Here is a 12,823-nt window from a genome sequence, read left to right as displayed (position 1 = left end):
AATCCTCTGTCGTCGAACAGCGCACCGTCGCACGTCGACACAGGCAGACGACCAAGGTTCGCCACAAATGCCGCGTTCCGAAAATTCTAACAAGAATCATCGCACGAAACGTCGAGCAGGGCGTCAGGCGGCGATGGGCGACCGTGTGATTTCGGCGTGCACGCCCTCGATTTGATCTGAGGAAACGAACGCAAGCTGATTCGCGTAGCCGATCAGCAACGCAAAATCGCAGAGCCGGTTGATGCGGCGTGGAATGCCACCTGAAAGTTCGAAGATGGCGCGCAGGGCCGAATCGTCGAACAACGATTCAGTACGTCCTGCGGTCAGTAGCCGGTGGCGAACATAGGCCGCGGTTTCTGCCGCGGTGAGCGATTGCAGCAGGCACTGAAATGCAATGCGATCCGACATCTGTTCATGTCGCTGCAAAGTTCCAGCGAGTTCTGGCTGCCCGGCCAGAATCAAAGAGAAGTTGGTTCGACCCGGTCGCTGGAAATTCATGAGTTGATGCAGTGTTTGGAAAACACGCCGGTCATCAATGAGGTGTGCATCGTCAATCATGATGACGGGGGATTGGCCAGCTTGAGTCAGTTCGGTGAGCCGGCCTTCAAGTGTTTGCAGCAAAAGATCCATCCCCGGAACCGCACCTGCGGATTTTGGAGGATTGGCGTCGAGTTCGTGCGTGATGTACGAGACGAGTTCATGCGGCGTCAGTTGCGGGTACAGCAGGTGGACGACCGGCCCGCGGGTGACCGACTGGCGGACCAGTTCGAGGACATGGGTTTTTCCTGTCCCGCTGGCGCCGACGAGTGACGCCGAGCCTTTGCCGTGTTCAATCAGGTATTTGAGCTTGATCAGGGCCTCACCATGAAACCGGCTGGAATAGAACGTTTCTGTGCGGCGATCTTGATCAAAGGGGGCTCGTTCGAGCTTCCAATACCGTTCGTACATTTCGTGCTTTCTTTCGAATGATCAAGTGAGGCAACCTGCCGCACGCTCGCTGTCTGTGAAAATCATGCGGACAGGCACCTTTGCCTTCGCGACGCCCTGGCGTTTTTGATTCTGTCAGGAGCCTGACCTGCCATTTCATCGAAACGAGGAATTGTCGCTGCGGCCTCCCGACAGTCGTTCTGGCACGCGGATGCCGTCTGTGGAATCGGCATCTTCGATTGTGCCCGTCAGCCAGGCGTTTGCCGTGGTGCGCGTTCCGATAGCGACAGAGCTTGCGGTGGCATTTCGAGAGGGAATTGCGATCTCGCCGGTGAGCGGCGGCAGTTCAATCGTTGCGCTGTTCTGTGTATTTGACGCGACCATGTCGTCGGGGACAGGTGTGCCCAGCGACGGTGTGTCGGCGTCGAATCCGTCGATATCCGCGATTTCATCCCCGTCGTCAGCGTTCGATGAGTGCGGTAGGACTTTCCAGGCCACGCCACCGATTGCGATCATCGCGAGCAGAAAGCCAATACCCCAGATGGTCCCGATCGGTTTTCGATTTCGCTTTCGGCGTCGGGACGGTTCGGCCGTTTGTCCGCGCGACTTTGTGTCCGCGGCTTCCATCATCACCGTTGCGTCTTCGTCGTTGTTCGGAATTCCGTTCGCGGTCATGTGAAGGCTCCGAGCCACAGCGGCAGTTTTTACCGAAGATTGCACGGTACAAACGAACTGGGACGAACCCCAGCGGGGATCGCTCGATGTTTCTATCGTCCGTCACAGAGATCGACTTGAGGCGATTGAACGCGTGGTGCCGTTCATACGGATTTGCCCGGACATTACTTGCTTTTACTCAAGCTGCCGGGAGGTCAAGTCGCACCCGAGAGGCGAAATTGGTGGTTTACACTCCATCATGGCGTCGTCAACAAAGTCGGTCGGCAACTGGGTTCGAACACCGCCGTCAGACTGGAAGAATTTCATCGTGGCCGCGATGATGTGATTTTCGTTCACGCGGCACGGCTGCTGCGAAATCTCTCTTCAGTATGATGGCGGCACCGTGGCATTTCCTGGTTACGATTTTGCGTCGAACTTCGTTGAGATCAATCGAGTCGGGATGCACTATCTCGACGAAGGCCGCGGCGATCCGGTTGTGATGCTGCATGGCAATCCCAATTGGTCCTACTACTACCGCAATCTGGTTCACGCCCTGCGCGATCGGTATCGCTGCCTGGTGCCGGATCACATTGGCTGCGGACTGTCGGATAAGCCAGGGGATGACCGCTATGAGTATTCGCTGGCGCGGCGGGTCTCGGACCTGGAGGTTTGGCTCGATCATTGTCAGGCGACGACGAACTTGACGCTCGTGGTGCATGATTGGGGTGGCATGATCGGGATGGCGTACGCCACGAAGTATCCCGAACGCATTCGCCGCCTTGTGATTTTGAACACGGGCGCGTTTCACCTTCCCGCAACAAAGCCTGTCCCGTGGCAACTGAAGCTTGCACGCGGTCCGCTGGGGGCGATGCTCGTCCGAGGATTCAATGCATTCAGTCGTGGGGCCGTTCGATCATGCGTCACCCGGCGACCGATGTCGTCAGAAGTCGGTGACGCCTATTGTGCGCCATACGACAGTTGGGCTCATCGCATCGCGGTTCATCGGTTCGTCCAGGATATTCCGCTTCGATCTGGAGATCGCGGATTTGACCTGGTCACGGAAACAGCGAGTCGGCTCTGGCTGCTCAAGGGAGCGCCGATGTTGATTTGCTGGGGCGATCGCGACTTCGTCTTCGATGCCCATTTTCTGCAGGAGTGGAAGCTTCGGTTTCCTGAGGCCGAGGTGCACGAATATCCCGATTGCGGACATTACATCCTTGAAGATGCCGCTGAAGAAGTCGTGCCTCTGATTGGGGACTTTCTGGATTCGCATCCGCTCTGATCGCGGCAAGCGGCTCAAACACAGGTCATTGTCCGCCTTGAACTTCCGTATTATGAGGAAATTCCGACCTAGGACGTGGGGCAGGCTTGCAATCTCGAGCCCAGACAACGATACTTTCCCACCCGTTTCAGCGCTGACGCTGAGCCGTCGATGAGATCGATGGCGGGGCCGCTGGCTCACAACGGTGAATTGATTCCTCCCGCGTTTCTTCACGAAACGGGTTTCGGTTAGCTGCCGAAATCACCAACCTGAGGTGCTTTGACGATGAACGCTTATACCAAGACTGAAATCAAGAAGCTTCGCAAGAAGCGTCAACGCCTGAAGAAGAAGCTGCGCTGCCGATTCTGCCCACATGGCTGCGACAAGTCACCTCGTCCGGTTTTCGTCGACTACAAAGACTTGAAGACCCTTCGGACGATGATCGATCGCGAAGGTAACATGCTTGCTCGCCGTAAGACGGGCAACTGTGCCAAGTTCCAGCGTGCTGTCCGCGAAGCGATTCTTCGCGCTCGCTACGTCGGGCTGCTGCCTTACGTCGCCGAAGAGTGATCCAGGCGACGGTTGTCGTCTGACAATCTCGATCATAAAAGAATCAGAGCCCGGCAATTCGGTTGTCGGGCTCTTTCTTTTCCGGTTGTGATTGATCTTGCCGGAAGCGACTTCGCCTGGGCCTGTTGAATGCCGAGGCTTCCGTCATCTATGCTGGGCTTTGAGGCCACATGGATGGAGTGAGGGAGTCTTTTCGAAATGCCTGAATTCGCGCTGACCGAGTCGATGATCGATCAATTCCATGATGAGGGGTACCTGATCGTGAAGGACCTGCTCGACTCGGAAGAGATCGAGTTGCTGCGGCAGATCGCCAAAGCGGATCAGGGCCTCGATCGCGATACTTTGCAGCGAGCGGACGGCGAAGGCGGCGCCGTCAAGTTGGTGGTTCGCAACGAACTGCCCGACGACACGATCTATGGTGCACTCGTCCGCTGCCAGCGAATCGCTGCAACCATCGAGCAATTGCTCGACGACGAAGTGTACCACTACCACCATAAGCTGATCTTGAAAGAGGCTCGCGTCGGCGGAGCTTGGGCTTGGCATCAGGACTATGGGTACTGGTATCGAAACGGCTGTCTGTTTCCTGACATGGCAAGCTGCCTGATTGCGATCGACGGCGCCACGAAAGAGAACGGGTGCCTGCAGGTCGTTAAACACTCGCATCTGCTGGGACGGCTCGATCACGGCAAGGTCGGTGAGCAAACGGGTGCCGATCCAGAACGCGTTGCGGCTGCGCTTGAACGATTGCCGCTCGAATATTGTGAGTTGGAACCAGGATCCGCAATTTTCTTTCACGCCAATACGCTGCACAGATCGGATCAGAACACCAGCGAGAATCCGCGGTGGGCCTTCATCTGCTGCTACAACACGCGTCATAACGACCCATACAAAGAGTCAGAGCACCCCGGTTACAGCCCGCTTGAGATCTGGGACGATGGTTGCGTGAAAGAGATCGGCAAGCGGCATTGGGAACGGATGGTGGCCGTTGATGCGTCGCAGTCCGATCAACAATGATTCGAGGCCGCGACGTGGTATGATTTTCTGCGGATGCGAAACACTGTTTTGACTGTCAATGTCATTGGTTCAAGGATCACGACGATGCCACGATCGCTCTTCTGTCTCTTGTTCGTCCTGACGCTCAGTGGTTGCATGAAAAGCTTGGAAGATCAGACGAAAAAATCCGAAGGGTTCATCGTCGGGAAGAAGACGCAGGATGTCGGCAAGTTCGATCCGAACGCCGACAACAAAATCAGCGATTCCAAAGTGAGAGTCGACACGCCGGGCCTGAGTGGCTTGCAGGCGTATGGCCCGATGGTCGAGCAGCTCATGAAAGGACAGGTGAAGCACGCGGTCGATCTGTTTCATGCGACCAATGATCGCTACCCCAAGGACTATGACGAGTTCATGGAGCAGATCATCAAGGCGAATCAGATCCAGTTGCCGGTTCTGCCTGGCGGTAAGAAGTATCAGTACGACGAAGTGAACCACGTCCTTGTCGTTGTCGAGCCAACTCCAGCGGCCAAGTAATTTTTGACGACGCAGGGGGGGCGGGCGTTTTTCCGTTCGACCAAAATTGAGGTCGCAAGAGGCGTTGCCAAGCGGGAGCTTGGTAACGAGGACAACGCTGTAACGCTCTCGCTTGGCAATGTTTCCTACATCAGAAATGTGTACGTCGGTTCGGGGCCGCTTTTCCTGCTCGATGGAAAATAGAAGTGCAAGAGGCGTTACCAAGCGGGAGCTTGGTAACGAGGGGGGAAGAGGCATCGCTGGGGGTTTGAGCTGAGTTCGAGGACTGTCGGAACGTTCCAAGATTGCTGATGACTCAAAATTGGGCAATCTCTAGAATTCGCCGGCTCGCATGGATGCCATCTGCCCGATTCGCTGGCGGTGGAGAAAGTTCGTCTGGTTTCAAGGGAGTGGCGAGGATGACTTCGCAATCTCGTTGGTATTGTGGCTTGGTGGTTGGCTGCTCAATCTTCGCCCCGGCTGTTAGCTATGCCGAGCCGACGGTCGCACAAGTGCTCGCTCGTACTCCGATTCAAAAGGACGTTGAGTACGAGACTCCCAAGAAGGACGAAATCGCCAAGTGTAAACTGGAGGCCGAGCGAAAAGGGAAGAGCGTCGGTTGGGTTGTGACCGGACCCTCCGGTCAGGTGCTGCGCCGGTTCCTCGATACCGACGGTGATGGCACGCTTGATCAATACCGGTTTTACAATCACGGGATTGAGGTCTATCGAGATATTGATTCGAACAACAACCAGAAGGTTGATCAGTACCGCTGGTTGAATTTGGCGGGTACACGCTGGGGCATTGATCAGAATGAGGATGGCCGTATCGATCAGTGGAAGGTCCTGTCCGCGGCGGAAGCTTCCAAGGAAGCAATTCGTGCGATGGTGACTGGCGATCAGGCCGCGTGGCCGGCGCTGATGATCAATGCCGATGATGTGAAAACACTGGGTTTGAACCCTCAGCTCGCTGCGAAATTGCTCGAATCGGCAGCCGATCCTGCCAAGAAGGCGAAGGCGATTCTCGACAAATCGAAGACGGTCAGTCCGCAGACAAAGTGGACTCGATTCGACGCGCAAATGCCCAGCACCATTCCGTTCGACGATGAAAAGGCGAACGCGGATTTGAATGTTTATGAAAGTGCAATGGCGATCATCGAGACGCCCGGCAAGAAGGATCCTTTCGCGGCCGTACAAATCGGTGAAATGATTCGCGTGGGCGAAGTCTGGAAGATTACGCAGGTTCCGCTGCCGATTGAAGGTGATGTGATCACCACGAGCGGCGGCGTCCTGATGGAACCATTGATCGCGTCCGGAAACTCTGCGACCTCACTTCCTGGGCCATCGCCTAAGGTCGCGAATATCTTGAAAGAACTTCAGGACATCGAACAGCGGTTGCTGCAGCCAAGCCAGTCTGCTGCCCAGGTCAAGACGCTCATGTCCAAGCGTGCCGTCTTGTTGAAAGACGCTATCGAACTAGCGGATAGCGACGACGATCGGACGATTCTGACGAAGCAGATGGTCGATGGTTACGCGTTGGCGGCGCAGATGGGAACCTACCCCGAAGGCGTGAAAGAGCTCAAGGCGATTGAAGCTGACATCACCAAGAAATCTCCCAAATCGCCGCTGATTCCATATACCAACTATCGCTTGTTGCAGGCGGAATACTACGTCAATGCGCAGGAGCTCGACGGCAAAGAAGATAAGAAGGAAAAGCAGGGCGAGGTTCAGAAGCAATGGCTCCAAGCCCTTCAGGAGTTTGTGACGAAGTATCCCACTGCGGATGACACGGACGATGCCATGATGACGCTGGGAAACAATGAAGAAATGCAGGGGCGGACGAAAGAGTCTGTTGTCTGGTACCAGCGAATCGTTCAAGAACGCCCGAAATCCACCTTGGCGGCACGCGCACAAGGTGCCATCAAGCGACTGGATCTGAATGGCAAGGTGCTCGACCTGGAAGGGCCGATGCTGGCGGGCGGCAGTCTCGATCTGAAGAAGCTTCGTGGCAAGGTCGTGCTGGTCGTGTTCTGGAACAGTGAATACAAGATGTGCGAGGAAGACATTCCCGCACTGCGTGCTTTGTATCAAGAGAACAGAGCGAAGGGTTTTGAGATCGTGGGGGTCGCCCTGGAGCACGACAAAGCGTCAGCACAGTCGTATGTCGACAAGCATCGCATGACATGGCCGCAGATTTTCCAGCCCGTTCCTGCAAACCAGGCCGGTGGGCTGAACAGTCCGATGGCGACGTCTTATGGGATTATCTTGTTCCCCACGATGTTTCTGGTGAACGCAGACGGTAAAGTGGAAAGTCGCAATGCGACAATGACCGACGTCAAGCAAGAGTTGCCTGAGCTATTGAAGGCAGCGAATGTTGCGCAAAACCCACAGGCGAAGGGCAGTCAACCTAAGAAGTGACCAGCCCGTCGCAATTCGACAAGGCTGTTCATCGTGTTTGACAGTATCAAATCCTGGATGGGGCTTGGGCCGCTCACTGATGAGCAGTTCGAAAAGAAGCGTGACGAACTATTGAAGAAGATGCCGGTGCCGGTCTTCTGGCTGTTTGGAAAAACCGGCAGTGGCAAGACGTCGATTATCCGGTATCTGACCGGATCGACGCAGGCGGAAATCGGCAACGGGTTTCAGCCGCAAACGAAAACTTCGTTCCAATACGATTTTCCCTCGACAAGCCAGCCGCTCATGCGTTTCCTTGATACGCGCGGGTTAGGGGAAGTCGGCTATGATCCGTCAGAGGATTTGAAGTCGTTTGATGGCTCAACGCACGTTGTGATCGTGGTCGCTCGGGTGATGGACCACGCCCTGGCGGAGGTGATCAAGCCGCTTCAAGCGATTCGTGCTGCGCGGCCATCAAGGCCAATCGTGCTGGCTCTGACCAGCTTGCACGAAGCGTACCCCTTCGAACAGCATCCCGAACCCGATCCCTTCGATGCTGTGTCCACGGCGCTGGCCGTCTCGAATTCCGGCGACGCGACGACGACAGCAACGGCACAATCGAGCCCGGCATGTGATCTTCATCCCTCCGCTCGTGCGATCCATCCCGCGCTGCAGAGAAGTCTGCGTGAGCAGGAAGTTCGATTTGCTGGACTGGTGAATTGCATTGTTCCCATCGATTTGACTCGTCCCGAAGAGGGATACAACGAGCCAAACGTCGGAGGGAAACGGCTGCAGAATACCTTGAGTGAACTTTTGCCCGCCGCATGCCGTCAGGCCTTGTTACATCTGGATGAGTTACGAGGTTCGCTACGTGATCTGACGGCCAGACAGGCGATGCCGCTGATCCTGACCTACAGCGGGCTCGCCGCGACATCTGCGGCGACACCGCTACCTTGGGTGGATATTCCGGTCGTCATGGCGCTTCAGTCGCGGCTTGTTTACCTGTTGGCCGACCTTTATGACCAAAAGATGAATGCCGAACTTCTGCTGAAGATGTCCGGGGTTGTGGCAGGACGGCTGGCGGTGCGATCGGCCGTGAAGGCGCCGCTGAAGTTCATTCCATTCCTCGGGCAGACGGCCAATGCGGCGATGGCGTTTGCGTATACGTATTCGCTCGGCAAAGCCTGTTGCTGGTATTTTGGCGAAATGCGGGACGGTCACGTTCCCTCAGCGGAGCACCTGAACAAAGTCTGGGCCGATCAACTGCAGCAAGCCGTCCATGTCTGGCGCGATCGCCAGCCGGACGCCGCCGCCAGGCATTGATGATGCTTGAGCTGATTGGGGACTTGTACGAAGGGTCGACTTCGTTTGAGATTTCGTGCTTTGACGCGGCCGTCGAGCAGTCCACAGACGAGTGGCGACTCGAGTACGTCAGCGGGGTGTGATCATTGCTACGGCGAACCACAAATCCCTGGTGTCGTGTCATACAGAAATCTTCGGGTTGCCGGCGTCGAGCGGCTTGCCGAAACCGCGGAGCTTCCGGCGCGTCGCTCGTCCAGCCCCGGCCAAACAACCCGTGCATTTCGATCTGACAAAAGTACTAACTGAGATGTGCGTCGGGGGGCTCTGACGTCTCGGCTTCATGCTTCTCGGGGTATGCGAACGACGCCGCGACACCACCGAATAGCGTGAGAACAATGACCGCGAATGAAATGAGATTCACGATCCCCTTGGTTTCTGCATCATGTGGGATGAGAAGCTTCTCAAGCAGCATCTTCGCACCCACGAATGCCAGGATCACAACCAGCGAATACTTGAGCAGGTGGAATCGACCGAGCAGATCGGCGAGCGCGAAATAAAGGCTTCGAAGGCCCAGGATTGCAAACACGTTTGATGTAAACACCAGGAACGGATCGCGCGTCAAGCCAATGACGGCCGGGATCGAATCCACGGCGAACACCAGGTCGGTGGTTTCGACGACGACGAGTGCCAGAAGCAGTGGTGTGATCGCGAGCTTGCCGTCGATTCGTGTGAAGAAATGGTCTTCGACGAATTCGGGGTGAAAGCGGAAGAGCCGCCGGACCATTCTGACGAGAAAACTCTTCTCGAAATCGATTTCGTCGTCTTCGCCGGCCGTCAACATCTTAATGGCCGTGTAGATCAAGAACAGACCGAAGATGTAGGTCATGAACTCGAAGTATTTGATGAGCGCCACACCGGCTGCGATCATGACGCCGCGCATGATTAGCGCGCCGAGGATGCCCCACAGCAAGACACGATGCTGATAAGCGGACGGGACTTTGAAGAATCCGAGAATCAGTGCGATGACGAAGATGTTGTCGACGCTGAGCGACTGTTCGAGGATGTATCCCGAGAAGAACTGAATGGCTGCTTCCAGGCCGGAATCAGGCAGGCTCGCATCGTCCGCGTGTTCGCCTTCGACATTTTCATACACACCCAGATTGAACCAGTGGTACTCATACGCGAAATAGACAAATCCCGTGAACAGCAGAGCCAGCGTGAAGTAAACGCCGGTACGGAACAACGCTGTTTTCGCGCTTAGTGTCTTCGATTCGCGTGATAGGATTCCCAGATCAAACGCGAGGATCAAAAGCACCAGCAGTACGAATCCCCCCCAAAGAATCCCCGTCACGCGTTTATCCCTTTGCCCGAGAAAGATCATTGCCTGCAGAATTTGAATTCTACGAGGCTGTACGTTGGCTCATGCTCACGTGCAACTTTGCGTCCGATCCGCTGAACCGATCGAATAAATCGTCCACTTCGTCCGGTCATGTCAACCGGCCGGTGGAAGTCGGTCCAGAGTATAGCGATGGCAAGCAAAGTTGCGCACTCAACTCCCTAAAAACGTTCGCCATCGGTTTTTGGATCACGCCACGACGCCGAAAATGCAAAAAAATCGGGACTGCGGTGCGGCAATCGTCACCTTTGGAAATGAGTTTACGGCACCTCGATTCGTTTCCTGGATGGCGACAATTGCTTGATCGTAGAGATTTTGAAGAAATTCACATAATCTTCACAAATGGTGGCGGTTTTCGTCCATCCGTTGGGATCGCGTCTCGGCGCTATCGGTATCATTTGTGGTGCAGAGACCGAACTGGAACAGAATTCTTCAGGAATCGTCCTGCCAAATTTTCTTCTGAGCGGCCCTCCTTTTTCTGACTCATTCATCATGAGGTGATGTTCCGATGTTCCAATTCCGAAATTTCCTGTTTGCCGGGATTCTGCTGCTGGCGTCCGCCGTCACAGCGGGTGAATCGTTTCGAGTGCTTCCCTACGTACAGAATCCAGCACCCGACGCAATGACGGTGATCTGGTTCTCAGAGGCCGACGAAGCAGGAAAGCTGACCGTTGAATTGCCTGAAGGGGCGAAGGCGTTTACTTCGAAACCGGTACTCACGAAGTCGCTGGCCTACAATCCCTTTAAACCGGAACCCGGCGAGCCGCATCCCTCGATTCCCTGGATGCACCGAATCCGCGTCACGGGTCTGACGTCTGGTGCGACCTATGCGTACCATGTGCAACAGGGGGCGAAGGAGTACTCTGCTTCGTTCCGGACATCTCCTTCGTCCGATCGGTCCGTGCGATTCATGGTTTACTCGGACTCAGAGACGGAACCCGAATCCAGTACGACGCCACCTGTTGAGTGGCCTTCGGCCGCTGGCAGCAACCGACCTGCAGAGATTACGAAGTACCTTGTGGACCAAACGATCGGGTATCAGGAAAACTGCCGATTGATGGCGTCTCGCAATCCTGATTTTTTGCTGGTGACGGGGGATCTTGTCGAAACGGGCGGTGAGCAACGGGACTGGGATGAATTCTGGCGACATAACGCCGGGGAGCTTGGTCAGATTGCCTCTGGAGTGCCAATTCTGCCTGCGATCGGGAATCATGAGAACTTTGCGGGGCCAGGCGGTGGCTATTCGGCCGAGGGGGCGAATTTCGCCACGGACAAGTATCTAACCTATTTCGAAGTTCCCTCAAATCACGCCAAGAATCCGAAGCATCACGGGCGTTACTACCGCGTTGACTATGGCCCGATCACGATTATCACCGTCGATTCGAGTGACGGTCTGCCACACAAGTCGGCGTCGGATACAAATCACAATCTGGATGGCAGCAATGCACCTGACTTCAACCCTGGTTCAGAGCAGTATCAATGGTTGGAATCGCAACTGGCCGATGCACGCACCAAGAGTCGATTTACGTTCGTGCAGTTTCATCACACGATGTACGGTTCAGGTCCCCACAGTATTCCCTTTGGAAATGCAGGGTTCTCGGGGCAGTCAGGAATTGCCATGCGTGCGCTGGCGCCGCTGTTTTTCCAGTATGGCGTCGACATCGTTTTTTCTGGCCATGACGAGATGCTCGAGCGATCTCACGTCACGGGTATGCAAACGCTGGCGGATGGCACCAAGGCGTCGCATCAGATTCATTTCTACGACGTGGGGATTGGTGGAGACGGCTTGCGCGGACCTTCAAAGGGTTTCGACAATCCGTTCCGCAAGTTTCTCGCACATGACAACTCGCTGGAAGTCTGGGTTGGAAAGCAGTTGATCTCGGGTGGAAAGCACTATGGCCATCTCGAGGTCAACGTCGCCAAGAATTCCGAAGGTGTCTGGGAAACGGAAGTGACCCCAGTTCAGCTCTTCCCTCGTACCGACGAGGCAGGAGAGGTCATTGGCTGGGAGCGCCGGGCGTATGATGACCTCGTGAAAATCAGTTCGACTCGCGGTTCAAAATGAACCGGGTTATTCGTGCTCTTCGAGGAACTTCACGTCGCTGTTACTCGATTTGAGCGGTTCAAGCTGATACTCGAGGAAGTTTTCTTCCGCGGCCTTCACGGGCAATTCGATCATTTCCGTGTGCTGGTTTTCCATGTCGCGATCGGGTTCGGGATCAGGGTCGCCTGGTCCCATCTCGACGCGAAATTTCTCGCCGGCGAAGGCGAGTTCATCACCTGGCAATAGCGCACCGCGCACCACGCGCTGTCCATTCACTTTCGTGCCGTTTGTGCTGCCCAGGTCTCGAATGAAAAGCAGTCCATCCGTGCGGACGATCACGCAGTGCATTTTGGAAACGCTGCTCTTCTTCAAGCAAACGTCGCACAGGTCTTCCTGTCGTCCGACAACGGTGATATCGCGCGTAATCTGAATCGGGCGTCCGCGACCTTTGACTGGTATCAGATGTGCACGCATGACAGAATTCTTTCACTTCCTCGCGCCGAGGCAGTCTGTAGACCACCATAAAGTCAAACGGCCATCACTATTCTACGCCCCGACCACTCCAAGATCGTAGCTCAATTGGAGACGATTCGTATTCGACAAGTTGAAGATGAGGAAAGTTCGTCGGATCTGCTTGACCGATTGTTGGGTTTTTCCGGGCAGTCCGACGGCGTAAAGATTTGTTAAGTCATTCTCTCGAAAGGAGAACGGGAGTCAAGTACGTTCCAGGCACAACGCGGATTGATTTGCGGAACTGCTGATTTGTACAG

General features: G+C 55.4%; 11 protein-coding genes. 7 read left to right on the top strand and 4 right to left on the bottom strand.

The genetic code is table 11. The features are described 5' to 3' along the window. Positions 1-123: 123 nt before the first annotated feature. Positions 124-948 (bottom strand): ExeA family protein, encoded by an 825-nt coding sequence (locus OSO_RS47540; protein WP_010582726.1) that lies wholly within the window; start codon positions 946-948, stop codon positions 124-126. 135 nt (positions 949-1,083) lie between these two features. Beyond that, positions 1,084-1,602: a hypothetical protein gene (locus tag OSO_RS0106955; protein ID WP_010582725.1), complete on the bottom strand. Its 519-nt coding sequence runs from the start codon at positions 1,600-1,602 to the stop codon at positions 1,084-1,086. Positions 1,603-1,984: 382 nt separating this feature from the next. On the opposite strand from OSO_RS0106955, the gene OSO_RS0106945 reads away from it, so the two are divergent. The 6 genes from OSO_RS0106945 (at position 1,985) to OSO_RS42475 (ending at position 8,634) form a co-directional block, all read left to right on the top strand. After that, positions 1,985-2,863 (top strand): alpha/beta fold hydrolase, encoded by an 879-nt coding sequence (locus OSO_RS0106945; RefSeq protein ID WP_010582723.1) that lies wholly within the window; start codon positions 1,985-1,987, stop codon positions 2,861-2,863. Positions 2,864-3,127: 264 nt separating this feature from the next. Next, entirely contained in the window at positions 3,128-3,412 is a 285-nt protein-coding gene (gene rpsR, locus OSO_RS0106935; RefSeq protein ID WP_010582722.1) for a 30S ribosomal protein S18, read from the top strand. Positions 3,413-3,610: 198 nt separating this feature from the next. Continuing rightward, positions 3,611-4,426 (top strand): phytanoyl-CoA dioxygenase family protein, encoded by an 816-nt coding sequence (locus OSO_RS42485; RefSeq protein WP_010582721.1) that lies wholly within the window; start codon positions 3,611-3,613, stop codon positions 4,424-4,426. A gap of 84 nt (positions 4,427-4,510) precedes the next feature. Continuing rightward, the gene (locus OSO_RS0106925; RefSeq protein WP_157605073.1) at positions 4,511-4,939 is read left to right on the top strand and encodes a hypothetical protein; all 429 of its coding nucleotides are present in this window, start codon (positions 4,511-4,513) and stop codon (positions 4,937-4,939) included. Positions 4,940-5,337: 398 nt separating this feature from the next. Next, positions 5,338-7,335 (top strand): redoxin domain-containing protein, encoded by a 1,998-nt coding sequence (locus tag OSO_RS42480; protein WP_010582719.1) that lies wholly within the window; start codon positions 5,338-5,340, stop codon positions 7,333-7,335. Between the two features lie 33 nt (positions 7,336-7,368). After that, on the top strand, positions 7,369-8,634 hold the full coding sequence (locus tag OSO_RS42475) for a YcjF family protein (protein ID WP_157605072.1): 1,266 nt from the start codon (positions 7,369-7,371) through the stop codon (positions 8,632-8,634). 277 nt (positions 8,635-8,911) lie between these two features. Here OSO_RS42475 and OSO_RS42470 read toward each other — a convergent pair whose 3' ends face one another. Further along, on the bottom strand, positions 8,912-9,964 hold the full coding sequence (locus OSO_RS42470; RefSeq protein ID WP_040592031.1) for a TerC family protein: 1,053 nt from the start codon (positions 9,962-9,964) through the stop codon (positions 8,912-8,914). A gap of 553 nt (positions 9,965-10,517) precedes the next feature. On the opposite strand from OSO_RS42470, the gene OSO_RS0106895 reads away from it, so the two are divergent. Beyond that, positions 10,518-12,074, top strand: coding sequence for a purple acid phosphatase family protein (locus OSO_RS0106895; protein ID WP_010582715.1), 1,557 nt, complete (start codon positions 10,518-10,520; stop codon positions 12,072-12,074). 6 nt (positions 12,075-12,080) lie between these two features. Here OSO_RS0106895 and OSO_RS0106890 read toward each other — a convergent pair whose 3' ends face one another. After that, positions 12,081-12,527, bottom strand: coding sequence for an FHA domain-containing protein (locus OSO_RS0106890; protein ID WP_010582714.1), 447 nt, complete (start codon positions 12,525-12,527; stop codon positions 12,081-12,083). Between the last annotated feature and the right edge of the window lie 296 nt (positions 12,528-12,823).

This window comes from Schlesneria paludicola DSM 18645 (assembly GCF_000255655.1).
GTDB lineage: Bacteria > Planctomycetota > Planctomycetia > Planctomycetales > Planctomycetaceae > Schlesneria > Schlesneria paludicola.
This window is presented reverse-complemented; position numbering and strand designations above follow the sequence as displayed.

What these genes read in the sequence shown, in the direction of transcription:
- OSO_RS0106895 (WP_010582715.1), top strand. Translation starts at nt 10,518, where the DNA reads ATGTTCCAATTCCGAAATTTCCTGTTTGCCGGGATTCTGCTGCTGGCG.
- OSO_RS0106925 (WP_157605073.1), top strand. Translation starts at nt 4,511, where the DNA reads ATGCCACGATCGCTCTTCTGTCTCTTGTTCGTCCTGACGCTCAGTGGT.
- OSO_RS42485 (WP_010582721.1), top strand. Translation starts at nt 3,611, where the DNA reads ATGCCTGAATTCGCGCTGACCGAGTCGATGATCGATCAATTCCATGAT.
- OSO_RS0106890 (WP_010582714.1), bottom strand. Translation starts at nt 12,527, where the DNA reads ATGCGTGCACATCTGATACCAGTCAAAGGTCGCGGACGCCCGATTCAG.
- rpsR (WP_010582722.1), top strand. Translation starts at nt 3,128, where the DNA reads ATGAACGCTTATACCAAGACTGAAATCAAGAAGCTTCGCAAGAAGCGT.
- OSO_RS42480 (WP_010582719.1), top strand. Translation starts at nt 5,338, where the DNA reads ATGACTTCGCAATCTCGTTGGTATTGTGGCTTGGTGGTTGGCTGCTCA.
- OSO_RS47540 (WP_010582726.1), bottom strand. Translation starts at nt 948, where the DNA reads ATGTACGAACGGTATTGGAAGCTCGAACGAGCCCCCTTTGATCAAGAT.
- OSO_RS0106955 (WP_010582725.1), bottom strand. Translation starts at nt 1,602, where the DNA reads ATGACCGCGAACGGAATTCCGAACAACGACGAAGACGCAACGGTGATG.